Origin of the sequence: Pseudomonas sp. YJ42 (genome assembly GCF_047225135.1) — a bacterium.
Classification (GTDB): Bacteria; Pseudomonadota; Gammaproteobacteria; order Pseudomonadales; family Pseudomonadaceae; genus Stutzerimonas; species Stutzerimonas stutzeri_E.
Window position 1 is genome coordinate 1,550,789 of record NZ_CP178378.1, and the last position, 25,358, is coordinate 1,576,146.

Consider the following 25,358-nt stretch of genomic DNA (forward strand, 5'->3'; position numbering starts at 1 on the left):
GGAGTACTACTCATGTCCGCTACATCAGAATGGATCACTGTCGGCGCCCTGGCCGACGGCTTCATGCCCGAAGCCTTCCTGCTACCGCACGTCAACGACTTTGCTGGCAAGACCCATACGCTGCATTTCGCCAAGGGCGGCGCCATCGAGCATCGCTTCGAGGCTGATCGCCTGCATTGGCACGCGGACGATGGCCACTCGACCGGCAGTGCCCCGTACCGGGCTACAGCGCTGCGTCCCGGCATTTACCTGGTGGATTTCGTCAAACAGGAACAGGGCCGCCATTGGTCCATCAGCCTGGTGCTCGACGTCAGCGCTGGCGTTTTTACCGCAGTCATCGGTGCGCTGCCCAGCGAAGCCGACACGCAGCGTGGGCTCTATGGACGTGCGCTCGCCGGCGAGCCTCTGACAGGCGTGGAGGTGCAAATCCTGCACGGCAGCCTCAACGACGCCAGCCGTGCCAGCCAGTGCCATCACCAACCAACCGATCAACTGGTGGGCCTGCGCAACCGTTACCGCTACAGCCCCACCGAGGTCTATGACCATATCTACCTCAACGAGCAGTTCTACACCTGGATGTGCCTGAAGGGCGTTGAGAAAGGTCTGTGCGACACCGACCGCTGCCATTACATCGCGATTGCACCGGAGCTGTTCCTGTTCGTATGGCGCGAAAAGATCGTACCGACCCTGGGGCTGGTGCTGATTGACCTGAAAGCCCATCGCAGCGACGGCAAAATCTTCGGTTATGCCGGGGAAGACTTCACCCAGGTGTCCAACTTCCCTGTCGCGTCCCACTGCCAGGTGGTCAGCCGCCTGGAGGCGTCTGAATGAGCCAGCGCACCCTCCTGATTACCGGGGCCGGCACCGGCATTGGCGAAGCCTGCGCGCGGCTGTTCGCGCAGGATGGCGCTAATGTGGTGCTGGTCGGCCGTCGGCGCGAACCGCTGGAACGGCTTGCAGCGGAAATCGGCGGCCTGGTCCTGGCCGGCGATGCCGCCAGCAGCCAGGGCTGGCAAGCGTTCATAGCGCAGATCCGTGAGCGCTTCGGTGGCCTGGACGGTGTCGTCGCCTGCGCCGGCGGGCTCGGCCCGGGCAGCGCCACCCAGACCAGCGACGAGGTCTGGCAGATGGCCATGCGCAGCAACCTGGACAGCGCCTTCCAGACCGCACGGGCCTGCATACCCTTGCTGGCAGAGCGACGCGGCAGCCTGGTGCTGCTTGGCTCCATCGCTTCCTTGGCGGCCGGCCCGGAAGTGTGCGGCTACACCACGGCCAAGCACGCCCTGCTGGGGCTGAACCGTTCGCTGGCCCGCGACTTCGGTCCGCAGGGCGTGCGGGTCAACTGCGTCTGCCCGGGCTGGGTGCGCACGCCGATGGCGGACGAGGAAATGCAGCCGCTGATGGACCACTACGGTGAGGATCTCGACGCCGCCTATGCCCGCGTCACAGCGGACGTGCCGCTGCGCAGGCCAGCGACCTCGGAGGAGATCGCCCGGGTCTGCCGCTTCTTGCTCGGCGAGGACGCCTCGATCATTACCGGTGCCACGCTGGTGGCCGATGGCGGCTCCACCATCGTCGACGTGCCCACTCTCGCTTACGACCGCATGGGGATTGCGCAATGACCGGGAATCAGACCTTCGCCAACCGCATCGTCTTGGTCACCGGCGGCGCACAGGGGATCGGCCGTGGCATCGTCGAAGCCTTCGCGCGCCGCGGTGCCGAGGTGGTGATCGCCGACCGCCAGGCCGACGCCGCCGAGGCGCTGGCCGAGACGCTACGTCAGGAAGGGTTGGCGGTCCGCGCGCATGCCGTCGATCTGGCCGATCTCGCCGCCATCGATGCCCTGTTCAAGGTGCTCGACGGGCTGGATGTGCTGGTGCACAACGCTGCGTACTTCCCATTGGTCAACTTCACCGACATCACCCCAGAGGTGCTGCAACGAACCCTGGATGTGAATCTGGCCGCGCCCTTCTGGCTGACGCAACGCGCGCTGCCGCTGATGCAAGCGCGTGGCGGCGGCAGCGTACTGATGACCTCCTCGGTGACCGGACCGCGCATGGCCTATCCGGGGCTCGCGCACTACGCGGCCTCCAAGGCAGGCGTCAACGGCTTCATCCGCGCCGCGGCGCTGGAGCTGGCGCCCTACAACGTGCGGGTCAACGGCGTCGAGCCGGGCATGATCCAGACGCCAGCGATGGACAACCTCGGCGACACGGCGCTGGCCGAGCACATCGCCGCTGGCGTGCCGCTGGGCCGTCTCGGCCGCCCAGCCGATATTGCCGAGGCGATGGTATTCCTCGCATCCGAGGGCGCCGGCTACATCACCGGCCAGACCATCGTGGTCGATGGCGGCGCCACGCTGCCGGAGGTACGGCCGGCGGGCTGAGCGTCCGGCTGGAGACCTCAGACAAGCGGGAGCAGCAGGTCGCATTGCCCCGTACCTAGCTTTCGAAGTACGAGGTGATGATTTCCCGGCGCCCGCCTGGCGGTCCCAGGCCCGCAGACCGAAGATCGAGCCTGCCGCCCTTCCCATCGCAGTCCTGCGTGTACTGCCCCGCATCTCCGGGAACGGTGGCGCATCGCATCAATCGTCAGGGCGGGTTCCAGCCCCTTCAGCGCACGCCCAAAATCTGCGGGCGGACGCTGTAACCGTGGGCTCCGTAATGCGAGTAGTGGAACAGCCGCTGCATCTCGTTCGGCACCAGCCAGCCCACATCGCCCGGCGCATAGAACAACCGCCCCACTGCCGAACGCATATCTCACGGCCACCGTTGCCTTGGGCTGGAAGGCACCGTGCGTGCCGATGGACTTGAGCAATGCGACGGGTCATTGATTCAGATCGAAACGGCGGCGGATTACCACGGCAAGGCCCCTGATGTAACTTTGCGCCAGCCAAAGAAAAAGGCGCTGGCTAACCAGCCAGCGCCTTTTGGGGTCCGTCAAGCGGTGTTCAGCCGCATCGGGACGACGTGGCGATGCCTTCGCGCCACACCTGGTGACTCGCCGATCAGAACATGGTCACGACCAGCAACTGTCCATACAGGTTGGTGTCGTCATTGCCGATCTGGCTGCCGCCGTTGGCCAGGCTTTCGTTCGGCTTGTAGAAGCCCACCACAGGAATGATGAACAGATTGTCCCTGGCTGCCCACTCGGCATACAGGTCGATTTCCTTGCCGCCCAGGTCGGCGAACGCACCGGCATTCGAATCGATCGTTTCGAAGCGGTACATCAAGGCGCCAACCGTCAGGTTTTCCGCAGGGGCGGCCTTCAAGCCGATGTGGTGCACGCGCGTGTTGCTATTGAACGGGCCGGCATAGTTGGAGGCGACTTCGCCTTGGAACCAGGTGCCCAGTGCACGGCCGTTGCCGTAGAACAGCGGGTCATAGGCGTTGGAGAAGCGGCTGTAGCGGTAGTTGACGCTCGGTGACCAGGCGATGTCCGAGAAGGTCCAGCCTGCTTCGAGGTACCAGGCATTTTCGTTGCCGTCGTTCTTGTCCTGGTGGGCGTATTCGCCGGAGAGGAACAGATTCTCCACACCGGCATTGCCTTGGGCGCGCAGGCTATAGGTGCGAATGCCCTTGCGGTCGACGAAATCGAATTCCTCATCGGTATCCAGCACGTCGAGGTAGGTAAGGCCCACGGTGCCCTTATCGGTGACATTTTCCAGCGTGGCCACCGCCATTTCAGGCCGCCCTTGAGAGCGATTGTCGGACTTGAGCCACATCAGATCGCCGCGCAGGCCCTGCTCTCCTCCCAGCCGCAGCACTGCCGTCTTGTCGAAGGCTTTACGCGGGGTGATGTAATAAGCACCGCCTCGGTCGAGCATCCCGTCCGCCACTTCCCGGCCGAAATTGAGCGCATCACCGGAAACCAGAAAGCCGTCACCGATCACAATGTTCTGCCGCCCGAAGGAGACATCCACGCCGTTTTCGCCCAGGGCCGCGAATCGATTGCCCGAGCGCCAACCGAGATAGGCGTCTTCGACCTTGGTGGTGCGCTCGCTGCCGTTGGACCAGCCCGCCGCATCGCCGTCACCGAAGGTACCGGAGCTGACCCAATTGAGCGCGCCGTATGCCTGGTCCCCGGAACCGCTCAGCCCCTGCGAGAAGCTGAAGCCGTACTTGAGATAGGCCTCCTGCCAAGAGGAAGAGCCTTCTGCCAAGGTGCCGGATTGGCCATAGTTCTCGCCGCTGTGGAACAGCCCGACCATGGCTTCCAGGTCAGCGTTGATTTGCGTGTCGCCCTGATTGTACAGCTCGTAAGCCCAACCCTGGCCGCTGGCGCAAACCAGCAGCGCTGCACTGCCCGCGCGAATGGACTGGGCAAGCTTGGTACGCGATAGCCTATGCATTCGAAGAATCCTTGTTGTTGTGTTGTTCAGTTCCGAGGGCAATGGCGATGCCGCTCGATGCCACGGCTCGAACGCTCCTGTTGGCCATACAACGACCGGAGCTTGAAGCGAGTGTAGGGAGGGGGCGTAGGCAATTATTTCTTGTGGCTGCCAGATCCTTGATTGCCGATGCCACTGCGAATGCCGTCGCACAAGGCAGCACAAGAGGATTGAACGGCGCTCCGTCAGAGCGCCGCTCAATCGATCAGGTTTACTTCAGGACAGAGCCAGAGGCATACATATCCGCAACGATCCGCCAGCCCTGCGGCATGCGCTTCCAGACGAACAGGCTTTTCATCTGGAAGGGCTCGCCCGCGTTGGGCTGGACATCCCAGGTCACCCACGTATAAGCGCTGTCCGCACCCAGCGGCGTGACGCGATCCAGCCGGATAGTGGCGGTGGTGCTGTCGGCGACCAGCGACTCGACCAACGAGGTCAGTGCTTCGGTACCAGTGAACAGCGGTTCGGTCTGCTCTCCGGTGATCTCCGTTTCAGGCACATAGGCCTCGGCAACGATGCCCTTGGCATCGTTCTGCTCCCAGCGAGCCTCAACCACGTCTAGACGCTCACGCAGCGCCTGCTTGAGCGTGTCTGCATCTGCCGCCAAGGTAGGCATTGCTGCTGCCGTGAACAAAAGGCCTGCGATGGTCAATCGAGCATTTTTCATGGTTTTTTTCCTTGCAGGGATTGGAGATAAAGAATGAGCGACTTGCGGTCGTCCGCCTTCTTCAGGCCGGAGAACGGCATGGCAGTACCGGGCAGGTGGGTAGCCGGAGACACGAGAAATGCATCCAGCTCAGCGGGTGTCCACAACGCCTTGCTTTGCGCCATGGCCGCCGAGTAAAGAAACCCGTCGGCCGTGCCGATCGGACGGCCGACCACATCGTGCAGATTCGGCCCGACGGCATGCCCTGCCGCGGCATCACTGTTGTGGCAAACCGAGCACTTGGTCTGGAACAACGTCTGGCCGTGCTCGACGCTGGGTTCAGCATGCACGGTCGGAATCCAGGTAAACGTAGCGGCGGCCAGGAGGAAGAAGCGCAATCCGGTCATGACCGCTTTCCCTTGTTCAGGTATTCATGGACCGCATGCGAGGACTCCACGCCGCTCTGGATTGCACCGTCGATGAACCCACGCCAACCGGTTGCACTGTCAGCACTGGCGAAGAAAATGGAGCCTTCGGGTGCGCGCAACGCTTCAAGCGACTCGCTGAACATCTCGGGCCGATACCAGCACCAGGTCCCCTTCGAGTAGGGATCCAACGCCCATTCGTAGCCCATCACCGCCACTACGTCTGCACCCGGAATCAGCTGACGCACCGCCTGTTGCACCTGCTCCTCGTCGTTCTGATCCAGCCCACCGGGCGGTCCGAAACACACCAGCAGCGTGCCGTCGTCGCGCTCCTGCTCGGTCCAGATCTGGGTAATCGGGTTCGGATACGGCGCCATGCCGATCCATTTGCCGACCTTCTGCTTGATATGGACGTAGCACTTGACGCCGATGCCGGTGTGCCCCGCTTCGGCAGCGCGCATCTTCTGCTGCGAAAGACCCGGTGTGAATTTGATCGACGACAGCACGTTTTGCGGCACGGCGCAGATGACCGCATCGGCGGTGTAGTGATCACCGCGCGTAGTGGTCAGTACGTTTCGCCCACCTTCAGAACTTACCGACGCAACAGGGGTGGAGAGCAGCAACTGGGCGTCACCGTCGCCGATGATGGCGTGGGCCAGTGCACTGGTGCCTTCGTAGATTTTGAAGCGGGCAATCTTGTCGAACATCAACGCCATATCGGAGTCGCCGAGGACCCACCAGCGAAGCATGTCGATAAAGGCGCCTTTGCGGGGATCGTTATGACAATTGATCGTGAATTGGATGTTCAGCAGATCACGCATCTCGGGCGTCAGCTTCAACTGACCCATCCGCTCGGTCAGTGAAAGCCGATCCCACTGACGGACCTTTTCGCGCTCCAGGAACGGCTCGTAGGGCCGCGGAAAGACCAAGCGCCCGCCCCACTCGTCCACGTTGCAGTACTCGGCCATCGCCTCGCCAATCTTCGGCCACAGCTCCATGGAAGGCGCCGATTTCAGCTTGCCGCCAGTGATCCAGGCCGAGGTATCAGCCATGGCGCCCGGCGTCTCGGAAATGGACAGGCCATAGCGGGTGACCTCATTCCAGACGAAGCCCTGGCTCCAGTGAATCCAGGTGCCGCCCAGCTCCACCCGCTTCCCACCGTATTCGCTGGTGAACGTCCGTCCACCGATCCGGTTTCGCGCTTCAAGCACCAGCGTCTTCATGCCTCTGAGGGCGCAATCGCGTGCTGCGGTGAGCCCCGCCATGCCGCCGCCGATGACGATCACATCGAAGTGATCGCCAGCCTTCGGTGGCGTCGTGCCTGATTGTTCTACGCGGGTCTGGCCGGCAGCGATCGCCTTGGCCCCGACGGCGCTGGTGGCCACGAGCACACCAGCCGCCTTGAGAAAATTGCGCCGGGAAGCGGCAGCCTTGTCCTCGATCATTATTGTTCTCCTTCGACAGTCCCGGCCGTTCAAACCGGTGTTCGCAAAGCATGCGTAACGAGTCGAAGGATTTTTTGCCTGGTTAGGTCATCTTTTTGGCTGGGCCTGACAACCGCTCCGGGTCGGTCTCACTTCAGCCATGCAGGCCCCGGTAGGCCCGTGGCGACACACCGAAGCGGCGCTTGAACGTCCGTGAAAAGTGACTGATGTCGCCGAAACCCGCCAAATCAGCGATCAGCGCTATCGGCATGCCTTGCTGACGCACCAGGCTCTGGGCGGATCGCTCCAGACGCCGCTCTAGTACGTAGCTGCCGAAGGTGTGGCCAAGCCGAGCGAACGCGCGATGAAGGGTGCGCTCGGAGACGCATAGCTCGCGGGACACCTCGCCGGCCGTCAGCCGTCCTTGGTCAAGGTTCGCCTCGATGAACCGAAGCGCTTTTCGGATCAGCTCAGAAGGCTGCTCGCCGAAAGCGCCCCATTTCTGAGTCGCCACAGGCTTGAGCAGCGTGGCCAGCGACTCCAGTACCGTCTCTTCATCGAGGTCCTCCAGTGGCGGGCCAAATGCACCGTCGACAAAGTGCCGGACCAGTGCGGCGAGCCGCGATTCACCGGAGATCTTCACCCCGGTCTGAATCGGCTGACCACGAACCACATCATTCATCAGCCGGCGTGGAAGAATGATCGAAAGCTGACGCGAGACGCCGGGATGTCGAAAATCGCTTGGCTTACTCACATCGAGCAGGGTCAGATCGCCTGGCTTTAGCTGGACGATTTGATCGGCTTGCTCGATCCGCGCGTTGCCCTGCTGTTGCAGCACAAGGTAGAAAAAGTCTTGGCCGTCAACACGGATATCCTGCAGCCGGCGATACACCTGAGGACAATTGGTCACCACCTCCGCACTTGCGTGGCCTGCCTGGGGTGCAACTGGCCGTACCTCGCCCAGAAATGTCTGACGATCGAAGCTGCGCGGAAGGTTTGGGTGGAAAGTCCCACATGAACTTTCCAACTCATCTGCCCACCGCTCAAGACGCTGATGTGATGTTTGACGAGGCTGTTGTATTTGTTCGTACATGCTCGCTCCTTGTGACCAAGGCCCGGCGCGATGCCGTTCGCCTACGCTTGCTGGGCGCAAACACGTTAATACATTAACTATCATCAATTTGTCACGTACATTCCATCGTGGTTGGACGGCTTATTGGACTGAGACTTGGGCTGAGTTTGCACCGTGCGGTGCCAGCAAGTGTTGAGTGCTTCTCCTGTTCATGACGGCTTATACCGTCAAGGATCAGGAGAACGACTGATGCCGGGAAAGCCGCATGGAGCAACTTTCCGGAGAGAGATTTACCGTCAAAGACCGCTTTGGTCTCGATAGTAAACGGAGCGTATGAACATAATGTTCGGTTCCACCGCTAAGCGTTCCGCTTAGCGGCGTTACCACCGATAGATACCGTGACGTATTTCCTTAAGAGTCGATACGTTACGGCGATCTATCGATAGGTACCGATAGTCCTCGAAGGGCCTGATTTCACTCCCACTCGATCGTCGCTGGTGGCTTGCTCGATACGTCGTAGGTGACGCGGGAGATGCCTTCGATCTCGTTAATGATGCGGTTGGAGACCTTCTCCAGCAGCTCATAGGGCAGATGCGCCCAGCGTGCGGTCATGAAGTCGATGGTTTCCACCGCACGCAGTGCGACGACCCAGGCGTAGCGGCGGCCATCGCCGACGACACCCACCGACTTGACCGGCTGGAACACCACGAACGCCTGGCTGGTCTTGTGGTACCAGTCGAAGTTGCGCAGTTCCTGGATGAAGATGTGGTCAGCGCGACGCAGCAGGTCGGCGTATTCCTTCTTCACTTCGCCGAGGATGCGCACGCCCAGACCCGGGCCCGGGAATGGGTGGCGGTAGACCATGTCGTACGGCAGGCCCAGTTCCAGGCCGATCTTGCGGACCTCGTCCTTGAACAGTTCACGCAGCGGTTCGACCAGCTTGAGGTTCATTTCCTCCGGCAGGCCACCGACGTTGTGGTGCGACTTGATCACATGAGCCTTGCCGCTCTTGGCACCGGCGGACTCGATGACGTCCGGGTAGATGGTGCCCTGGGCGAGGTACTGGATGTTGTCGAGCTTGCTGGCCTGGGCATCGAACACGTCGATGAAGGTACGGCCGATGATCTTGCGCTTCTTTTCCGGATCGGCTTCGCCAGCGAGGTTCTCGAGGAACTGCGCTTCGGCGTCGGCACGGATCACCTTGACGCCCATGTTCTCGGCGAACATGGCCATCACCTGATCGCCTTCATGCAGGCGCAGCAGGCCGTTGTCGACGAACACGCAGGTCAGTTGATCGCCGATGGCCTTGTGCAGCAGCGCCGCAACCACCGAGGAATCGACACCGCCGGACAGGCCCAGCAGTACGTTGGCCGAACCGACCTGATTGCGCACCTGCTCGACCAGATCGTCGACGATATTGGACGGTGTCCACAGCGCTTCGCAGCCGCAGATTTCCAGCAGGAAGCGCGACAGGATGCGCCCGCCCTGGCGGGTGTGGGTCACTTCCGGGTGGAATTGCACGCCGTAGTAGCGACGATCGTCATCACCCATCGCGGCGATCGCGCAGCTCGGGGTACTGGCGAGGATATGGAAGCCAGCCGGCAGATCGGTGACCTTGTCGCCGTGGCTCATCCAGACGTCGAGGCCGAACACGCCGTCGTCGTCCATATGGTCTTCGATGCCGTCGAACAGCTTGGACTTGCCGACCAGGTCGACCCGCGCATAGCCGAACTCGCGCTCATCGGAACCCTGCACCTTGCCGCCGAGCTGCTCGGACATGGTCTGCATGCCATAGCAGATACCGAACAACGGTACGCCCAGATCGAACACCGCTTGTGGCGCACGCGGGCTGCCTTCGGCATGCACCGACTCCGGGCCACCGGCGAGGATGATGCCGCGCGGATTGAAGGCGCGGATATCCTCGTCGCTCATGTCGAACGGGTGCAGCTCGCAGTAGACGCCGATTTCACGGACGCGACGGGCGATCAGCTGGGTGTACTGCGAGCCGAAGTCCAGAATCAGGATGCGGTGAGCGTGAATGTCTTGATGGGCCATTTTTTTCCCCTGGGAAAACGGCTGAAGGCTGAACGCAAGCGGCTGAACGAGGCATATGCTCATCCAGCCGCTTGGCGATCAGCCTCCAGCGACAGAAATATCAACCAACCCGGTAGTTGGGCGCTTCCTTGGTGATCTGCACGTCATGCACGTGGGACTCGGCCATGCCGGCGCCGGTGATACGCACGAACTGCGGGTGGGTCCGCATATGGTCGATGGTCGCGCTGCCGGTATAGCCCATGGAGGCACGCAGGCCGCCCATCAGCTGGTGGATGATCGCGGCCAGCGAGCCCTTGTATGGCACACGCCCTTCGATGCCCTCGGGCACCAGCTTTTCGGCACCAGCGGAGGAATCCTGGAAGTAACGATCGGAAGAGCCCTGGGCCTGGGACATGGCACCCAGCGAGCCCATGCCGCGGTAGGCCTTGTAGGAACGGCCCTGGAAGAGTTCGATCTCGCCTGGGGCTTCTTCGGTGCCGGCGAACATCGAGCCCATCATCACGGCATTGGCGCCGGCGACGATGGCCTTGGACAGGTCACCGGAGAAGCGGATGCCGCCGTCGGCGATCATCGGCACGCCGGTGCCTTCCAGCGCTGCCGAGACGTTGGCGATGGCGGAAATCTGCGGCACGCCGACACCGGCGACGATACGGGTGGTGCAGATCGAGCCCGGGCCGATACCGACCTTGACCGCATCGGCGCCGGCCTTGACCAGATCCAGCGCGGCTTCGGCAGTGGCGATGTTGCCGCCGATCACCTGCACCTGCGGGAAGTTGTCCTTCACCCAGCGCACGCGATCCAGCACGCCACGGGAATGGCCGTGCGCGGTGTCGACTACGATCACGTCGACGCCGGCTGCTGCCAATGCTTCGACGCGCTCGGCCGTATCAGCGCCAGTACCCACGGCGGCGCCGACACGCAGACGACCCTGGTCATCCTTGGACGCCAGCGGATAGGTCTTGGCTTTTTCGATATCGCGGAAGGTAACCAGGCCGCGCAGGTGGAAATTGCTGTCGACGACCAGCATCTTCTCGATGCGGTGCTCGTAGAGTTTGGTCTTGATTTCTTCGAGGCCGGTGCCTTCTTGAACGGTGATCAGCTTTTCCTTGGGGGTCATGATCGCGGCGACGGAATCACCGACGTTCGGCGTGAAGCGCAGGTCGCGCCCGGTGACGATACCCACCAGTTCTTTGCCCGATACCACGGGGAAGCCAGAGAAACCCAGCTCGCGCGCCTTGCGCAGCAGTTCGCTGATCTTGGTTTCGGGCGTCACGGTGGCCGGATCGTGAACGATCGCCGTTTCGTGGCGCTTGACCTTGCGCACTTCGGCAGCCTGCTGCTCGACGTTCATGTTCTTGTGAATGATGCCGATGCCGCCTTCCTGCGCCATGGCGATGGCCAGGCGAGCTTCGGTGACGGTGTCCATTGCCGCTGAAACGAGGGGAATGTTCAGCTCGATTTCGCGGGTCAGGCGGGTCTTGAGGCTGACATCCTTCGGCAAGACCTCGGAATAACCCGGGATCAGGAGAACATCATCGAAAGTCAGGGCTTCTTGGCTGATACGCAGCATGGCGGGGGCTCCCAGGCGGGAAAAAGGAAGCGCGGCATTATACCGAGCACGGGCGCATGGCTCAATCAAACAATGCGCCGCCGCAGCACGAATGAACAGCCTCGCGACACGTCGCGCGGCGCTAGTAGCCGACTTCCACCAGCGCCAGCGGATAGCCGAGGCGCTCGGTGAACTCCTCGATGAAGGAACGGCGGAAATGCCGGCCCGGCCAGTTGTTGAAGATAAACCCTAGATCCGAGAAGCCGCAGGGCTGGCTGAAGGGGAAGCCGTTGATGTCATCCTCGTGCCCGCACTCCGGGCAGGTGAAATTCTCCGTTTCGGCCGGCATCCACTCTTCCAGATGCTCCAGCAGCGCCTCGCCGATCTCCTTGCGGCACTCCGGGCAGCGCGCTCGCCCTTCGAAGCCACGCTCGGGTGTATAGATGCAGCGGTCGGTGATGATCTCCAGGCCGTTGCGCGCCCGCTCATAGGGCAGCAAGGCGACGCCGCCAGGCTCCAGTATCTCGGCGGCCCGCGGACCGATGCCGTAGGCCAGGCGGCCCGGTGCCGAACCGCACGCGGACAGCTGTGGGGCGATGATGCCGCGCTCCACCAGCCAGCGCTGGATTACCCGCGCGCGTGACTGGGCGCCTGGGTAGCTGGAAATCTTCGGCACGATGATGAACTGCTGATCGCTCATGGGCGCTACGTCTGAAGGAAAGCGCGCAGCTTAATCGGCCATCGCCGCAGGTCAAGCCGAAGCCATGCTGGTCGCGACATTCGCGAACGATGGAACAAGGCGTCCCGTGCGGATGAAGCGACCCGCGTCTTGCCGTATCATCGCCGCCATGCTCAAAGACCCTTTTCAACGCCTGAACCTCGACCGCGAAGTGCTGACCGTCAGTCAGCTCAACGGGCGTGCGCGGCTGCTGCTCGAAGACGTGTTCGCCCAGGTCTGGGTGGAGGGCGAGATTTCCAACCTGGCCAAGCCCGCTTCCGGCCACATCTATTTCACCCTGAAGGACAAGAACGCCCAGGTCCGCTGCGCGCTGTTCCGGCAGAACGCTTTACGCGTGCGCCAGGCCTTGCGCGATGGCCTGGCGGTGAAGGTGCGCGGGCGGGTGTCGTTGTTCGAGGGTCGCGGCGACTATCAGCTGATCCTCGACAACGTCGAGCCTGCGGGCGATGGCTCGCTGCGCCTGGCTTTCGAGGCATTGAAAGACAAGCTCAGTGCCGAAGGCTTGTTCGACGCCGCCGGCAAGCGCGCCCTGCCCGCCCATCCGCAGCGCATCGGCATTGTCAGCTCGCCTACCGGCGCTGTGATCCGCGACATCATTTCGGTGTTTCGCCGGCGCGCGCCGCACGTCGCCCTGACCCTGGTGCCGACGCCGGTACAGGGTCGTGAGGCGACCGCGCAGATCGTCCGTGCGCTGGAGCTGGCCGACCGTGGAGGCTTCGACGCGCTGATCCTCGCCCGCGGCGGCGGCTCGCTGGAAGACCTCTGGTGCTTCAACGAAGAAGTGGTCGCACGGGCCGTGGCGGCTTGCGTGACGCCCATCGTCTGTGCCGTCGGGCACGAAACCGATGTTTCCATCGCCGACTTCGTGGCCGACGTCCGCGCGCCGACGCCCTCCGCCGCAGCCGAACTGCTGGCACCGAGCAGCGAAGACCTGCGGCTGCGGCTGCAGAGTCTGCGTCAACGCCTATTGCTGCGGATGCGTGATCGCCTGCATCGCAACAGCTCGCAACTGGAAGGTCTGACCCGACGCCTGCGCCATCCAGGCGAGCGCCTGCAACAACAGGCCCAGCGGATCGACGATTTAGAGCAGCGGCTTTTGCGCGGTATCGATCGACGGCTCTGCGCGGGCCAGGAACGCTTCGCGCGGCTGGAGACGCGCCTCGCTGCGCAGCATCCCGGACGAGCCCTGCATCTGTTGCGTCAGCGCCTTGAGCACCTGACCGGACGCATGCCACGTGCCATGCAGGAAGCGTTGAAAAGTCGCCGACAGCATTTACAAGGGCTGGCCCAGACCCTGAATGTGGTGAGTCCGCTGGCGACCCTGTCCCGCGGTTACAGCATTCTGCTCGACGAACGAGGGCAGGCGATTCGTCGCGCCGACCAGACTCAACCCGGCCAGCGCCTGAAGGCTCGCCTGGGAGAAGGCGAACTGGATGTTCGTGTCGAGGACAATCATCAGACGCCAGTGACGTTGTCGCTGCTGGACTAGCGCACTGGCCGCAACCCGCTCATCACAGGAATCACCATGCGTTTTGCCTTAGCCCTGCTGCTGTGTTTCGCCCTTCCCGTCCACGCCGAAGGTTTCCTGACCCGTCTGCTGAACAAGCCGGTGCCGGGCGGCGTGGCGGTGATCGGCCTGGGGGATGGCACCGAGGCGCCCAACGTGCGTTATGAAGGTAAACCGGTCCTGGTGGTACGCGAAGAAGGCCAACGCTGGATCGCCATCGTCGGGCTCCCGCTGACGGTAAAGCCCGGCCAGCAGCAGCTGGAAGTGAACGGCACCGCCCGAACCTTCTCTGTCGGCGCTCGCGAATACCGCGCGCAGCACATCACGCTGAAAAACAAGCGTCAGGTCAATCCCAACCCCGCCGATCTCGAACGCATCCAGCGCGAGCTGGACGAACAGACCCAGGCCTACCAGCAGCTCAGCGCCCGACAGCCGAGCAACCTGTTGTTCGACAAGCCGGTCGACGGCGCCCTCTCGTCGCCGTTCGGGCTGCGCCGCTTTTTCAACGGTGAGGAGCGCAACCCGCATTCCGGCCTGGATTTCGCCGTCCCGGCCGGCACCCCGATCAAGTCACCCGCCGCTGGCAAGGTGATCCTCACGGGCAGCTATTTCTTCAACGGCAACACGGTGTTCGTCGACCACGGTCAGGGACTGATCAGCATGTTCTGCCACCTGTCGAAGATCGACGTAAAGGTCGGCGACGAACTGGCCCGCGGCGCGGTGCTGGGCAAGGTTGGCTCCACCGGCCGGGCCACGGGGCCGCATCTGCACTGGAACGTCAGCCTCAACGATGCGCGGATCGACCCATCGATTTTCATCGGTGCATTCAAACTCTGAATCCACTTTCAAGGACAACGACATGCTTATCCATGCGCAGGACTCCACGCTGCTCGTCATCGATATCCAGGAACGGCTGTTTCCCATCATCGAAGACAACACGGCGCTGGCCGAGCACAGCACCTGGCTGATCCAGATCGCCCAACGCGTCGGGGTGCCGGTCCTGCTCACCGAGCAATACAGCAAGGGCCTGGGGCCGACCATCGCGGCGCTACGAGACGGCATCGACGCGGACTCGATCATCGAAAAACTGCACTTCTCCGCAGCGCGCGACGGTGAGCTGTTCAAACGCCCAGGAGGCGAACGCCGGCAGTTCATCGTGTGTGGTGCTGAGACGCACATCTGCGTCCTGCAGACGGTGCTCGACCTGCTCGCGCGCGGCCATCAGGTATTCGTAGTGGAGGAAGCTGTCGGCTCGCGCCGCGCCCGCGACAAGGCCCTGGGGCTGGCGCGGATGCAACAGACTGGCGCCAGCATCGTTTCGCGGGAGATGGTCGCCTTCGAGTGGATGGAGCAGGCCGGCACCGACCTCTTTCGCAGCATCAGCCGCGAATTCATCCGCTAAGCAACGCCCCCGCAAGGGCAACGCTGCGACAGTCACATTCGATCGGACGGAGAAATGATCCCATGCAGGAAGACCTGAACGTCTGGCTGGAATGGCTGAGCGAGCATGCCGAGTTGCAGACCCTGGTAGCCAGCAGTGCGCTGATATTTGCCGCCTGGCTCGCCAACTGGCTAGTCAAGAGGATTCTGGTGCGCGGTCTGTACAAAGTGCTGCGCCGCGCTCGCGAAACCGAACTGCAGGACTTCGGCATCATCCGCCGTTTATCGAATATCGTACCGGCGCTGGTACTGTCGATCGGCGTGAACACCGTACCGGGCCTGCCGGAAGCCGTCGTCACGGTGGTACGCAATGTCTGCGGTGGTTTCATCGTGCTGACCATCGCACTCGCCATGGGCGCGCTGCTGGACATCATCAATCTCCTCTACCAGCGGCGCGCCGATGCGCATGTGCATCCGATCAAGGGCTACCTGCAGGTGGTCAAGATCATCCTCTACGCCGTCGCCACCATCCTCATCATCGCCACGCTGATCGACCGCTCACCGCTGATCCTGCTGTCCGGACTCGGCGCGATGGCAGCGGTGTTGATGTTGATCTTTCAGGACACCATCCTCTCGCTGGTGGCCAGCGTACAGATCTCGTCGAACGACATCATTCGGGTCGGCGACTGGGTCGAGATGCCGCAACTCAACGCCGACGGCGAGGTCGTCGACATCGCCCTGCACACGGTGAAGGTGCAGAACTGGGATAAAACCATCACCAACATCCCGACCAAGCGCTTCATCAGCGATTCGTTCAAGAACTGGCGGGGCATGCAGCAAAGCGGCGGTCGAAGGATCATGCGCAGCCTTTACCTGGATCAGCAGAGCGTGCATTTTCTCGACCCCGAAGAATGCGAGCACCTGCACCGTTTCAACCTGCTGGATGACTATCTGACCGACAAGCGTCGCGAGATAGACGAGTGGAATGCCAAGCTCGAGAAACGCGGCAAGGAGCCGGTCAATACCCGGCGCATCACCAACATCGGCAGCTTCCGGGCTTACGTCGAGCACTACCTGCGCAGTCACCGCGATATCCACCAGCAGATGACGCTAATGGTGCGACAGCTCAGCCCGACGGCGGACGGTTTGCCCATGGAGGTCTACTGCTTCACCAATACGGTGCAGTGGGCGAAATACGAAAGCATCCAGTCAGACATTTTCGACCATCTGCTGGCGATTCTTCCCGAATTCGGCTTGCGTGTATTCCAACACCCGAGCGGCGCCGATATGCGTGAGGGCTACGGTTCGGTCAGCCAGTTGCTCAGCCGACCGCTGCCCGGCCAGCACCAGCCCGACAAACACGGCGAAGGCCAACGGCTGGAAGGTTGAGGGAGTCGGGAGCGCCGTGTCGCATGCCCTCCCGAGTTCCCGACGGCGTCAGAAGCTCATGTCCACCCGCGCCCAGTAGGTTCGGCCGGGTTCGTTGATGCGGGTATCCGCGGCATAGCCGAAGCCGGCGCTTCCCGCCTGGTTAAGGTGCTCGCTATACGACTTGTCGAGCAGATTGTCGATGCCGGTACTGAGCCTGTAACGCGTATTCACGCGATAGGCGCCATTGAGCGAAAACACGCCGAACCCGGCGCTGTCACCAAAGTCCTTGCTGGTGACGTTGCCCTGCCCTTCGGCGATCCGGGTCTGCCTGGCAACCAGACGCCATAAGCCCGCCGCACTCCAGTCGCCCTGCTCGTAAGTCAGCCCCAGTCGCCCTTCCAGGGGCGGAATCTGCGGCATGGGGCGATCATCCGAACGATTCTTGCCCCAGGCATAAGCTAGGCTGGCATCGGTCTTCCAGTTCGCTGACAGCCGGTAGCTGGCACCAAGCTCACCGCCCATGATGCGCGCATCGATGTTGTCGACCGAGGTGCTGGTCATCATGCCCGTCGGCACATAGTTGAACAGGATGTAATCGCGCACCTGCCCGACATACCCCGACGCCCACGCGGCCAACGGACCCTCCTCGTACTGAATGCCGACGTCCAGCTGAGTGGTCTTTTCCGGCTTGACCGTTTCGAATGCCTGGCTACTGCCAACGGGCCCGGTGCTGGCGGAAAACAGCTCCCAGTAATCGGGGAAACGTTGGGCATGACCGAGCCCGATGTAGGCGGTGGCGGGAATATCGTTCAGGTCATGTTCATAGCGCAGGAACGCACTGGGCAAGGTATCGTTGCGCTCGTGATCGGCACTCGGGTTCACCCAACTGCCACCCATGGTCGTGGTGAACCGCTGCCGATAATCCTTGGCAGAGGCTCGGTCGAGACGCGCACCCGCGATGACCCGGTCATCCGCGGCGGCATTCCAGGTCAACTCCGCGAAAGTCCCGTAGTTGTGGAAATCGGCGTCCTTGCTCCAGCTCGCCCGTTCATGACTGGTGTAGCCGGTCATCATGCTGAATGTCGAGGAGCGTTTGCGATGTTCATTGGTCTGGGCGTCAACCCCCGCGACCAATTCGTAGGCGTCCCATACCCAGGTGCCGGCCACTCGGCCGCCCAGCGTTCGACGATCGACATTGCTCGCCATGGGGTTGCCCATCATTCCGGTGCCTGACGGCCTACGCAGGCTGAAATTGTCCATTACATGGTCGGCGTAGTTGTAGTAGAGGCGCGCCTCGATCTTTTGTAGCACCTGGCCCAGATTCTCGCGCTCGAAACGCAGCCCCAGGCTCTCCCGCTCGAATTGGCTACCGTCCATTCCGCGTCCCGCATAAGCGGCTTCGCCGTCACCGACGCCGGCGGTCAGCTCCAGCAGCGTGTCGGCATCGGGCGTCCAGCCGATCACCAGGTCGCTGCTCCACTTATCCCACTGCGAATGGATCCGGTCACCATTGCCGTCGCTGTAATCATCGGAATCCGAGCGGTTCGCCAGGAGTCGGACATAGCCCTGATCATTGCCCGCCGCCGCATCGACGCTGCGATCGAAACGACCATCGGAACCGATCAGCAGGCTTGCATCGATGCGGCCGCCGAGCTCGCTGAAGCGTTCAGGCTCACGCTCGAAGAGAATGGTCGCCGCAGAACCACCCGGCCCCCACAGCACGGTTTGCGGGCCCTTGATCACGGTGAGCCGGTCATAGCTCTGCGGGGTGATGTAGGAACTGGGGGAATCCATGCGACTCGGACACGCACCGAGCATCACCCCGCCGTTGGTGAGCATGTTCAGTCTGGAACCGAACATGCCGCGAAACACCGGGTCACTGTTGGAACCGCCGCCGCGCACCGCGGAGAAGCCTGGAATCGTCTGCAGGTAATCGCCTGCATCGCTCGCCGGCACGGGCTGACGAGGGATTTTCGGATCCGTGACCACGGTCAGCGGTGATTGCTGCGCCACACCAGTGATGACCATCGGCGTGAGTTCGATCGATTGATGTTGATGTGCTTCGGTTGCCATGGCATTGCTGGCAAGACTACCCAGCAGGGCCAGGTGGGCCAGTCGCCAATGCAGACGCGACGGTTGCAGGGCAAAGGTGGCGGACAGGCGCGGACGCGCCAAGCAGACAAGCGTGTTCTTGGACATAGGGAGACTTCCACATCTGGATATTCGGACGCCGCGGGCTGGCGGCTCGGAGATCAGTTATGGAGGGTCGGCGGTGCCCGAGGATGACCGGCGCCACGGCGCGGCGCTGGCGGTAGCGGCCGTTGTGGACGCAGCCGGGCGTATGACGGCGCGTAGTAGGGCATCGCCATCTGGACGGTGAGCACCAGCGCCGGGCTCAAGGTCAGCAGCTCGCAGTAGCCGCACAGATCGAGCGCCGACAACCAGGACGGCTCAGTGGCGTCGGCCCATTGGGGTTGGTGCCCGGCTTGGGCGTGCGCGTGATGCGCAGATTGGGCGATCGGTGCGGCAATCGACGGCTTCAGTCGCAAGGCCGAGTAAAGCGGACCGACATGAATCATCAGCATGGCGAAAAGGCAAAGCCAGAGACCCAATGTGAGGTGCGCTTTACGAATCACGGAAATCCTTGCCTGTGGGCATCCGCCCTGTCCGCTCGATCGGGGCGGATGATGGCACGGCTCGCCACCCAGGTTGAGTGCGACCGGGCGCCGCAACCTCTTAGCAATCCAATGCATGCTTCTGCGGCGCGAAAAGAACCAAATATCCGTTTAGCGCACTTTTTTGAAATAAAACATCAATTTTCTGCCAGCTGTTGCACTGAACCGTCGCCAGCTACTAAATTCGAACCATCAATCCGTATCGATCCACTCTGTCTTGCTTCCCGACCCACTAGGTTCGGAGAGCCGCTCAAGGAAAACGCCATGACCATGCTCAAAGATCCTTCGAAAAAATATCGGGCTTTTCCGGTCATCAACCTGCCCGACCGCACCTGGCCATCGCAAACCATCACCCGCGCACCGATCTGGCTGAGCTCCGATCTGCGCGACGGCAACCAGTCGTTGATCGAGCCAATGGACGCCGGCAAGAAGATGCGCTTCTTCAAGACGCTGGTGCAGGTCGGCGTAAAGGAAATCGAAGTGGGCTTCCCCTCCGCCTCGCAAACCGACTTCGACTTCGTTCGTGAATTGATCGAAGGCGGCCACATCCCCGATGACGTGACCATTCAGGTGCTCACCCAGGCCCGGGAAGATCTGATCACCCGCACTTTTGAGTCGCTCAAGGGTGCCAGGCAAGCCATCGTTCACTACTACAACGCGACCGCGCCGAGCTTCCGCCGCATCGTCTTCAACCAGGACAAAGCCGGCGTGGTGGGAATCGCGGTCAACGCCGCGCAGGTCGTCAAACGTCTGGCCGACGCCGCGCCGGAGACGGATTGGCGTTTCGAGTACTCACCGGAAGTCTTCAGCTCCACCGAGACCGATTTCGCTGTCGAGGTATGCAACGCGGTTATCGAAGTCTTCCAACCGACGCCGGCGAAGAAACTGATCCTCAACCTGCCGGCCACCATCGAAGCGGCTACCCCGAACATCTACGCCGACCAGATCGAACACTTCGGTCGCCAGATCAATAAGCGCGACAGCGTGCTGATCAGCCTGCATACCCACAACGATCGCGGCACCGGCGTGGCTGCTACCGAACTGGGCCTGATGGCCGGCGCCGATCGCGTCGAGGGCTGCTTGTTCGGCAACGGTGAGCGCACCGGCAACGTCGATCTGGTGACCGTGGCGCTGAACATGTATAGCCAGGGCGTCGACCCACAGCTGGACTTCTCGGATATCGACGCGGTGCGCAAGGTCGTCGAGGAATGCAACCAACTGCCGGTGCACCCACGGCATCCCTATGTGGGCGATCTGGTCCATACCGCCTTCTCCGGTTCGCACCAGGACGCGATCCGCAAAGGTTTCAGTCAGCAGGATCCTGATGGCGTCTGGGAAGTGCCCTACCTGCCGATCGACCCGGCCGATATCGGCCGCAGCTATGAAGCGGTCATCCGCGTCAACAGCCAGTCCGGCAAGGGCGGCATCACCTATCTGCTGGAACAGGAATACGGCATCAGCCTGCCACGGCGCATGCAGATCGAATTCAGCCAGGTCGTGCAGAGAGAAACCGATCGCCTTGGCCTGGAAATGAGCGCCAAGCAGATCTACGCATTGTTGGAAAGCGAATACCTGCAGGCCACTGCCCCTTACACCTTGAAGAGCCATCGTTTGCAGGAAGAAAACGGCACCAGCGCGGTGGACGTGGAGGTCACCAGCGACGGCGAGATCATGCACTGGCGCGGCATCGGCAAGGGCCCGCTGGAAGCGTTGGTCGCCGGCCTGCCGGTCAAGCTGGAGATCATGGACTATCACGAGCACTCGATCGGTGCCGGCAGTAATGCACGCGCGGCGGCCTACATCGAAGTGCGCCTGGACGGCGAACGCCCGCTGCATGGCATCGGCATCGACGAGAACATCACCACCGCCAGCATTCGCGCGCTGTTCAGCGCCTTGAACCGGGCACTGCGCGAAGCGACCTCGAAAGCCGCCTGAGGTTGGACGGCGAGCCCCAGATGGGCTCGCCTCCAACGTCTGCGCTCGTATGCGGGCGCAGCGGCCCACAAGCTCTGTCGCCATGAGCTGGTCGTATCCATCGCCGCGCTACCCCGTTCCAGCAGGAACGCATCATTCACCAGCAGAATCGTGCAACCGCTCCGCAGTCATCGGCACTAGGATTGGTTTTTCCGTCCAGACCATCAGTCCAAGGAGCCGCCATGAGCAATGCCATCGGTTATGCCGCCCACGATTCGAGCACACCTCTCGTTCCTTATTCATTCTCACGCCGCGCCGTGGGGCCGAACGACGTGCAGATCGACATTCTCTACTGCGGCGTCTGTCATTCGGACCTGCATACCGCCCGCAACGAATGGAACAACACCCGCTACCCCGCCGTGCCCGGCCATGAAATCGTCGGTCATGTAACGGCGGTGGGTGAGTCCGTAAAACACTTCAAGGTCGGCGATATCGCTGGCGTCGGCTGCCTGGTGGACAGCTGCCAAAATTGCCCATCCTGCGGCGAAGGCCTCGAGCAGTACTGCGAGAACGGCTTTGTCGGCACCTATAACGGCCCGGCGTTCGGCGGCGGCGAGAACACCTACGGCGGTTACTCGGACAATATCGTGGTGGATCAGAAGTTCGTTCTGCGCATTTCCCATAGCGAAGACAAACTTGCCGCCGTCGCGCCGCTGCTGTGTGCCGGCATTACCACCTATTCGCCGCTGCGTCAGTGGAAGGTTGGTCCCGGCCAGAAAGTCGGCGTGGTCGGCCTCGGTGGCCTCGGCCACATGGCGGTGAAGATCGCCAATGCCATGGGTGCGCGGGTGGTCCTGTTCACCACCTCGCCGGACAAGAAGGAAGACGCCCTGCGACTCGGTGCCAGCGAGGTGGTGGTCTCGAAGAACAAGACGGAAATGGCTGCACATCTGAACAGCTTCGACTTCATTCTCAACACCGTTGCGGCCCCGCACGATCTCGACGCTTTCCTGTCGTTGCTCAAGCGTGACGCGACCATGACGCTGGTGGGCGCGCCGGCCTCTCCTCACCCATCGCCCAACGTTTTCGGGCTGATCTTCAAGCGCCGCCGCCTGGCCGGCTCGTTGATCGGCGGGATTGCCGAGACCCAGGAAATGCTCGACTTCTGTGCCGAGCACGGCATCGTTTCGGACATCGAGATGATCAATATCCAGAACATCAACGAGGCCTATGAGCGCATGCTCAAGAGCGATGTGAAGTACCGTTTCGTCATCGACATGGCCTCGCTCAAATCCGCTTGAGGTACCTCGCTGGCGCGCCTCATCGGGCGCGCCAGTCACCGCCACCCGGATTCAAGTCCGCGCTTCCCTCTTTGCCTCCGAGCCGCTAAGGTCGCCGGCTTCTGCTAAGGAGCCGGCATGCGTTACCTGATCTTCGTCACCTTACTCTGGGCATACTCCTTCAACCTGATCGGTGCTTATCTGGCCGGCCAGGTGGACAGCTATTTTGCGGTACTCACCCGCGTGATCCTCGCAGGCCTGGTGTTTCTTCCGCTGACTCGCTGGCGCGGCGTCGAGCCGCGCTTCATCGCTGGCGTGACGTTGGTTGGCGCGCTGCAGTTCGGCGTGACTTATCTGTGTCTGTATCTGAGCTTCAACGTCCTGACCGTGGCCGAAGTGTTGCTGTTTACTGTGCTCACGCCGCTGCACGTGACACTGATCGACGATGCGCTCAATCGCCGCTTCAACCCCTGGGCGCTGGTGGCGTCAGCCGTTGCCGTACTTGGCGCCGGTCTGATCCGCTATGACGGGATTTCCAGCGATTTTCTCGGTGGGTTCCTGCTGATGCAGCTGGCCAACTTCACCTTCGCCGCCGGGCAGGTGGGCTACAAGCATCTGGCGCAGCGGTACCCGTCCGATATCCCGCTTCATCGGCGCTTCGGCTATTTCTTCCTCGGTGCATTGGTGATCGTGCTGCCAGCCTGGCTGCTGTTCGGTCACGTCGACAGGTTGCCGACCACCGCGAGCCAATGGGGCGTGCTGGTGTGGATGGGCGTGCTGGCGACCGCGCTCGGTCAGTTCTGCTGGAACAAAGGCGCAACCTTGGTCGATGCCGGCACCCTGGCGGTGATGAACAACATGGCGGTGCCGGTCGGCCTGGTGCTCAATCTGCTGTTCTGGGGCACGGAAACCAACCTGCTACTGCTCGCCATCGGAGGACTGATTATTCTCGCCTCGCTGTGGATCAATCGCCTGGGCCGTAAGCAGGCCCAATGACACTATGTAACTTACTGTTATATATAGATTTTTTTGATTAGTCATTAAGCTAGCGCGCCCCGCATGGATGCGATTCTCAGTCAGTCGTCGAGATCCCCATGCGCCGTTACAGCCTGCTTCTGCTCGTCCTGTTTTTCTCATCAGCCGTGTATGCCGATGCGCCACGCACCTTTCGCGAAGCGAAGAAAGTGGCCTGGCACATCTACGCCGAACGGCCGGTGGACTTCTATTGTGGCTGCGCCTTCAAAGGCAAGCGCATCGATCTCGCCAGTTGCGGTTACGTCCCACGCAAACAGCCCAAGCGTGCCGCCCGCGTGGAGTGGGAACACATCGTGCCCGCCTGGGTGATCGGCCACCAACGCCAATGCTGGCAACAGGGCGGGCGCAAACACTGTACTTCGAGTGACCCGGTGTTCAGCAAAGCCGAGGCCGATCTGCACAATCTCGTTCCGGTGGTCGGTGAGGTCAATGGCGATCGCAGCAACTACGGCTTCGGCATGCTCAGCGAGAAGCCAAGCCAGTACGGCGCATGCCCCTTCGTGGTGAACTTCAAGCAGCGCACCGCCATGCCGCCGGCGTACAGCCGTGGCGCTATTGCCCGCACTTACTTGTATATGAGCCAGCGCTACGGGCTGCGTCTGTCGAAGCAGGACCGCCGCCTCTATGACATCTGGAATCGCCAGCATCCAGTTACCGAGTGGGAACGGTGGCGCAACCGCAGCGTCGCCTGCGTACAGGGCAATGCCAACCGCTATGTGGGCGCAGTGGATCTGAATCGCTGCGGCAAATCGATTTCGTTTGCCGGCGACTCGCGCCGGGCGGGTCTGAGCGGTCATCGCCCCTCGGATATTGCGTGTCGTCGCGCATGCACTGCATGCTGACGGCTTCTCCGGCCACCCTGGCGACGCCCGATGCAGGACAAGACGCTCTACGCAACCCTGGCTCTAGCGGTTCTGCTGGCACTGATCGCCTCAGGCATCGCTCCCTACGACCGCGCGACCTGGCTGTTGGAAGTCGCGCCGGTGCTGATCGCGATCCCTGTCCTGCTATTCAGCTACCGGCATTTCCCGCTTAGCCGTCTGCTCTACGTTGTGATCGCTATCCATGCGCTGATATTGATCCTGGGCGGCGCCTACACATATGCCCGGGTGCCACCAGGGTTCTGGGTACAGGAGTGGTTCGATCTCAGCCGAAACCCCTACGACAAGCTCGGCCATTTCATACAAGGCGTGACGCCTGCGCTGCTCGCACGGGAGATCCTGCTGCGCCTCCGCATGCTTGCGCCCGGAAAAATGCTGGGGTTTCTCGCCCTCTGCGTTGCGCTAGCATTCAGCGCCTTTTATGAACTGATCGAGTGGTGGGTAGCGCTGATCGCCGGACAAGGCGCGGAAGACTTCCTCGGCACCCAGGGCGACCCTTGGGATACCCAGTCGGACATGTTCATGGCGCTGCTCGGTGCGCTGCTGTCGGTCTCCTGGCTCGCGCATACTCAGGATCGACAGATCGCCGGACAAGCGCTAGCAAGCGCGCGGGCATAGCCGTCATGCTCCATCGCCTCGCTGCCGATGCGGTGCTTATACTGCACCTCGGCTTTATCGTTTTCGTCTTGCTGGGCGGCTTGCTGGTGGCCTGGAAGCCCCGTCTGCTGTGGCTGCATCTGCCGGCGGTAGCCTGGGGCGTTTTCGTCGAGTTGAGCGGGCGTCTGTGCCCGCTCACGCACTGGGAAAACTCGCTGCGGCAGCTGGCCGGTGGCGCCGGATACCAGACCAGCTTCGTCGAGCAATATCTGTTGCCGCTGATCTACCCAGCCTGGCTGAGCGTGCCGGTGCAATACCTGCTCGCGGCCGTGGTGGTGCTCGCCAATCTGGTGATCTATGGCTGGCTGGCCGCGCGCTGGCGACGCAAGACCGCGCCGCCAAGCTGACAACCTCGGCG

At 62.2% G+C, this 25,358-nt stretch carries 24 protein-coding genes; 13 read left to right on the forward strand and 11 right to left on the reverse strand.

All coding sequences use genetic code 11. The features are described from left to right. Positions 1-12 precede the first annotated feature (12 nt). From ACL0K2_RS06890 to ACL0K2_RS06900, 3 genes are read left to right on the forward strand one after another with little or no spacing between them, the layout of a single operon-like run. The gene (locus ACL0K2_RS06890) at positions 13-831 is read left to right on the forward strand and encodes a molybdenum cofactor biosynthesis F family protein (protein WP_413044082.1); all 819 of its coding nucleotides are present in this window, start codon (positions 13-15) and stop codon (positions 829-831) included. Further along, positions 828-1,622, forward strand: a complete 795-nt coding sequence (locus tag ACL0K2_RS06895) for an SDR family NAD(P)-dependent oxidoreductase (protein ID WP_413044083.1) — start codon at positions 828-830, stop codon at positions 1,620-1,622. Before ACL0K2_RS06890 ends, ACL0K2_RS06895 begins: the two co-directional genes overlap by 4 nt. Then, a complete protein-coding gene (locus ACL0K2_RS06900) occupies positions 1,619-2,386 on the forward strand; it encodes an SDR family oxidoreductase (RefSeq protein ID WP_045163122.1) in 768 nt (255 codons plus the stop codon). Before ACL0K2_RS06895 ends, ACL0K2_RS06900 begins: the two co-directional genes overlap by 4 nt. Before the next feature lie 226 nt (positions 2,387-2,612). On the opposite strand, the gene ACL0K2_RS06905 is transcribed toward ACL0K2_RS06900, so the two are convergent. From ACL0K2_RS06905 to ACL0K2_RS06945, 9 genes are all read right to left on the reverse strand, one after another. Beyond that, on the reverse strand, positions 2,613-2,756 hold the full coding sequence (locus ACL0K2_RS06905; protein WP_155397659.1) for a hypothetical protein: 144 nt from the start codon (positions 2,754-2,756) through the stop codon (positions 2,613-2,615). A 251-nt stretch (positions 2,757-3,007) separates the two neighbouring features. Further along, a complete protein-coding gene (locus tag ACL0K2_RS06910; protein ID WP_413044084.1) occupies positions 3,008-4,351 on the reverse strand; it encodes a hypothetical protein in 1,344 nt (447 codons plus the stop codon). Between the two features lie 250 nt (positions 4,352-4,601). Continuing rightward, the gene (locus tag ACL0K2_RS06915; RefSeq protein ID WP_413044085.1) at positions 4,602-5,057 is read right to left on the reverse strand and encodes a DUF4440 domain-containing protein; all 456 of its coding nucleotides are present in this window, start codon (positions 5,055-5,057) and stop codon (positions 4,602-4,604) included. Then, the gene (locus ACL0K2_RS06920; RefSeq protein WP_413044086.1) at positions 5,054-5,443 is read right to left on the reverse strand and encodes a c-type cytochrome; all 390 of its coding nucleotides are present in this window, start codon (positions 5,441-5,443) and stop codon (positions 5,054-5,056) included. The genes ACL0K2_RS06915 and ACL0K2_RS06920 overlap by 4 nt, the downstream gene beginning before the upstream one ends. Continuing rightward, positions 5,440-6,906 carry an FAD-dependent oxidoreductase gene (locus tag ACL0K2_RS06925; protein ID WP_413044087.1) on the reverse strand — a complete coding sequence of 489 codons (1,467 nt, stop codon included), beginning with the start codon at positions 6,904-6,906 and terminating at the stop codon, positions 5,440-5,442. Before ACL0K2_RS06925 ends, ACL0K2_RS06920 begins: the two co-directional genes overlap by 4 nt. 133 nt (positions 6,907-7,039) lie before the next feature. Then, a complete protein-coding gene (locus ACL0K2_RS06930; protein ID WP_413044088.1) occupies positions 7,040-7,795 on the reverse strand; it encodes a helix-turn-helix domain-containing protein in 756 nt (251 codons plus the stop codon). 636 nt (positions 7,796-8,431) lie between these two features. After that, positions 8,432-10,012: a glutamine-hydrolyzing GMP synthase gene (gene guaA, locus ACL0K2_RS06935; protein WP_413044089.1), complete on the reverse strand. Its 1,581-nt coding sequence runs from the start codon at positions 10,010-10,012 to the stop codon at positions 8,432-8,434. Positions 10,013-10,112: 100 nt separating this feature from the next. Beyond that, a complete protein-coding gene (guaB, locus tag ACL0K2_RS06940; RefSeq protein WP_102847621.1) occupies positions 10,113-11,582 on the reverse strand; it encodes an IMP dehydrogenase in 1,470 nt (489 codons plus the stop codon). A 121-nt stretch (positions 11,583-11,703) separates the two neighbouring features. After that, positions 11,704-12,261: a sugar ABC transporter ATPase gene (locus tag ACL0K2_RS06945; protein ID WP_413044090.1), complete on the reverse strand. Its 558-nt coding sequence runs from the start codon at positions 12,259-12,261 to the stop codon at positions 11,704-11,706. A gap of 148 nt (positions 12,262-12,409) precedes the next feature. On the opposite strand from ACL0K2_RS06945, the gene xseA reads away from it, so the two are divergent. The 4 genes from xseA to ACL0K2_RS06965 all read left to right on the forward strand — a co-directional run bounded on the left by xseA (position 12,410) and on the right by ACL0K2_RS06965 (position 16,576). After that, the gene (gene xseA, locus ACL0K2_RS06950) at positions 12,410-13,789 is read left to right on the forward strand and encodes an exodeoxyribonuclease VII large subunit (RefSeq protein WP_413044091.1); all 1,380 of its coding nucleotides are present in this window, start codon (positions 12,410-12,412) and stop codon (positions 13,787-13,789) included. Between the two features lie 36 nt (positions 13,790-13,825). Next, on the forward strand, positions 13,826-14,644 hold the full coding sequence (locus ACL0K2_RS06955) for a peptidoglycan DD-metalloendopeptidase family protein (RefSeq protein WP_413044092.1): 819 nt from the start codon (positions 13,826-13,828) through the stop codon (positions 14,642-14,644). 22 nt (positions 14,645-14,666) lie between these two features. Next, a complete protein-coding gene (locus ACL0K2_RS06960; protein ID WP_239611719.1) occupies positions 14,667-15,209 on the forward strand; it encodes a hydrolase in 543 nt (180 codons plus the stop codon). 62 nt (positions 15,210-15,271) lie between these two features. Then, a complete protein-coding gene (locus ACL0K2_RS06965; RefSeq protein ID WP_413044093.1) occupies positions 15,272-16,576 on the forward strand; it encodes a mechanosensitive ion channel family protein in 1,305 nt (434 codons plus the stop codon). A gap of 48 nt (positions 16,577-16,624) precedes the next feature. Here ACL0K2_RS06965 and ACL0K2_RS06970 read toward each other — a convergent pair whose 3' ends face one another. Both ACL0K2_RS06970 and ACL0K2_RS06975 read right to left on the reverse strand, forming a co-directional pair. Then, positions 16,625-18,757, reverse strand: a complete 2,133-nt coding sequence (locus tag ACL0K2_RS06970) for a TonB-dependent copper receptor (RefSeq protein WP_413044094.1) — start codon at positions 18,755-18,757, stop codon at positions 16,625-16,627. Positions 18,758-18,810: 53 nt separating this feature from the next. Beyond that, entirely contained in the window at positions 18,811-19,194 is a 384-nt protein-coding gene (locus ACL0K2_RS06975) for a DUF2946 domain-containing protein (protein WP_413044095.1), read from the reverse strand. A 303-nt stretch (positions 19,195-19,497) separates the two neighbouring features. On the opposite strand from ACL0K2_RS06975, the gene leuA reads away from it, so the two are divergent. The 6 genes from leuA to ACL0K2_RS07005 all read left to right on the forward strand — a co-directional run bounded on the left by leuA (position 19,498) and on the right by ACL0K2_RS07005 (position 25,347). Then, a complete protein-coding gene (gene leuA, locus ACL0K2_RS06980) occupies positions 19,498-21,168 on the forward strand; it encodes a 2-isopropylmalate synthase (protein ID WP_413044096.1) in 1,671 nt (556 codons plus the stop codon). 221 nt (positions 21,169-21,389) lie between these two features. Then, positions 21,390-22,448, forward strand: a complete 1,059-nt coding sequence (locus ACL0K2_RS06985) for an NAD(P)-dependent alcohol dehydrogenase (protein ID WP_413044097.1) — start codon at positions 21,390-21,392, stop codon at positions 22,446-22,448. Positions 22,449-22,565: 117 nt separating this feature from the next. Next, positions 22,566-23,423 carry a carboxylate/amino acid/amine transporter gene (locus tag ACL0K2_RS06990; protein WP_413044098.1) on the forward strand — a complete coding sequence of 286 codons (858 nt, stop codon included), beginning with the start codon at positions 22,566-22,568 and terminating at the stop codon, positions 23,421-23,423. Positions 23,424-23,521: 98 nt separating this feature from the next. Then, complete coding sequence (locus ACL0K2_RS06995; protein WP_413044099.1) at positions 23,522-24,304, forward strand: endonuclease; 783 nt, start codon at positions 23,522-23,524, stop codon at positions 24,302-24,304. Between the two features lie 30 nt (positions 24,305-24,334). Next, positions 24,335-24,961, forward strand: a complete 627-nt coding sequence (locus tag ACL0K2_RS07000) for a DUF2238 domain-containing protein (RefSeq protein WP_413044101.1) — start codon at positions 24,335-24,337, stop codon at positions 24,959-24,961. 5 nt (positions 24,962-24,966) lie between these two features. Then, positions 24,967-25,347 carry a DUF2784 domain-containing protein gene (locus ACL0K2_RS07005; protein WP_413044102.1) on the forward strand — a complete coding sequence of 127 codons (381 nt, stop codon included), beginning with the start codon at positions 24,967-24,969 and terminating at the stop codon, positions 25,345-25,347. Positions 25,348-25,358: the final 11 nt, after the last annotated feature.

What these genes read in the sequence shown, in the direction of transcription:
- ACL0K2_RS06985 (WP_413044097.1), top strand. Translation starts at nt 21,390, where the DNA reads ATGAGCAATGCCATCGGTTATGCCGCCCACGATTCGAGCACACCTCTC.
- ACL0K2_RS06920 (WP_413044086.1), bottom strand. Translation starts at nt 5,443, where the DNA reads ATGACCGGATTGCGCTTCTTCCTCCTGGCCGCCGCTACGTTTACCTGG.
- ACL0K2_RS06915 (WP_413044085.1), bottom strand. Translation starts at nt 5,057, where the DNA reads ATGAAAAATGCTCGATTGACCATCGCAGGCCTTTTGTTCACGGCAGCA.
- ACL0K2_RS07005 (WP_413044102.1), top strand. Translation starts at nt 24,967, where the DNA reads ATGCTCCATCGCCTCGCTGCCGATGCGGTGCTTATACTGCACCTCGGC.
- xseA (WP_413044091.1), top strand. Translation starts at nt 12,410, where the DNA reads ATGCTCAAAGACCCTTTTCAACGCCTGAACCTCGACCGCGAAGTGCTG.
- guaA (WP_413044089.1), bottom strand. Translation starts at nt 10,012, where the DNA reads ATGGCCCATCAAGACATTCACGCTCACCGCATCCTGATTCTGGACTTC.
- guaB (WP_102847621.1), bottom strand. Translation starts at nt 11,582, where the DNA reads ATGCTGCGTATCAGCCAAGAAGCCCTGACTTTCGATGATGTTCTCCTG.
- ACL0K2_RS06945 (WP_413044090.1), bottom strand. Translation starts at nt 12,261, where the DNA reads ATGAGCGATCAGCAGTTCATCATCGTGCCGAAGATTTCCAGCTACCCA.
- ACL0K2_RS06925 (WP_413044087.1), bottom strand. Translation starts at nt 6,906, where the DNA reads ATGATCGAGGACAAGGCTGCCGCTTCCCGGCGCAATTTTCTCAAGGCG.
- ACL0K2_RS07000 (WP_413044101.1), top strand. Translation starts at nt 24,335, where the DNA reads ATGCAGGACAAGACGCTCTACGCAACCCTGGCTCTAGCGGTTCTGCTG.
- ACL0K2_RS06895 (WP_413044083.1), top strand. Translation starts at nt 828, where the DNA reads ATGAGCCAGCGCACCCTCCTGATTACCGGGGCCGGCACCGGCATTGGC.
- ACL0K2_RS06900 (WP_045163122.1), top strand. Translation starts at nt 1,619, where the DNA reads ATGACCGGGAATCAGACCTTCGCCAACCGCATCGTCTTGGTCACCGGC.
- ACL0K2_RS06910 (WP_413044084.1), bottom strand. Translation starts at nt 4,351, where the DNA reads ATGCATAGGCTATCGCGTACCAAGCTTGCCCAGTCCATTCGCGCGGGC.
- ACL0K2_RS06970 (WP_413044094.1), bottom strand. Translation starts at nt 18,757, where the DNA reads ATGTCCAAGAACACGCTTGTCTGCTTGGCGCGTCCGCGCCTGTCCGCC.
- ACL0K2_RS06955 (WP_413044092.1), top strand. Translation starts at nt 13,826, where the DNA reads ATGCGTTTTGCCTTAGCCCTGCTGCTGTGTTTCGCCCTTCCCGTCCAC.
- ACL0K2_RS06905 (WP_155397659.1), bottom strand. Translation starts at nt 2,756, where the DNA reads ATGCGTTCGGCAGTGGGGCGGTTGTTCTATGCGCCGGGCGATGTGGGC.
- ACL0K2_RS06960 (WP_239611719.1), top strand. Translation starts at nt 14,667, where the DNA reads ATGCTTATCCATGCGCAGGACTCCACGCTGCTCGTCATCGATATCCAG.
- ACL0K2_RS06995 (WP_413044099.1), top strand. Translation starts at nt 23,522, where the DNA reads ATGCGCCGTTACAGCCTGCTTCTGCTCGTCCTGTTTTTCTCATCAGCC.
- ACL0K2_RS06965 (WP_413044093.1), top strand. Translation starts at nt 15,272, where the DNA reads ATGCAGGAAGACCTGAACGTCTGGCTGGAATGGCTGAGCGAGCATGCC.
- ACL0K2_RS06890 (WP_413044082.1), top strand. Translation starts at nt 13, where the DNA reads ATGTCCGCTACATCAGAATGGATCACTGTCGGCGCCCTGGCCGACGGC.
- leuA (WP_413044096.1), top strand. Translation starts at nt 19,498, where the DNA reads ATGACCATGCTCAAAGATCCTTCGAAAAAATATCGGGCTTTTCCGGTC.
- ACL0K2_RS06990 (WP_413044098.1), top strand. Translation starts at nt 22,566, where the DNA reads ATGCGTTACCTGATCTTCGTCACCTTACTCTGGGCATACTCCTTCAAC.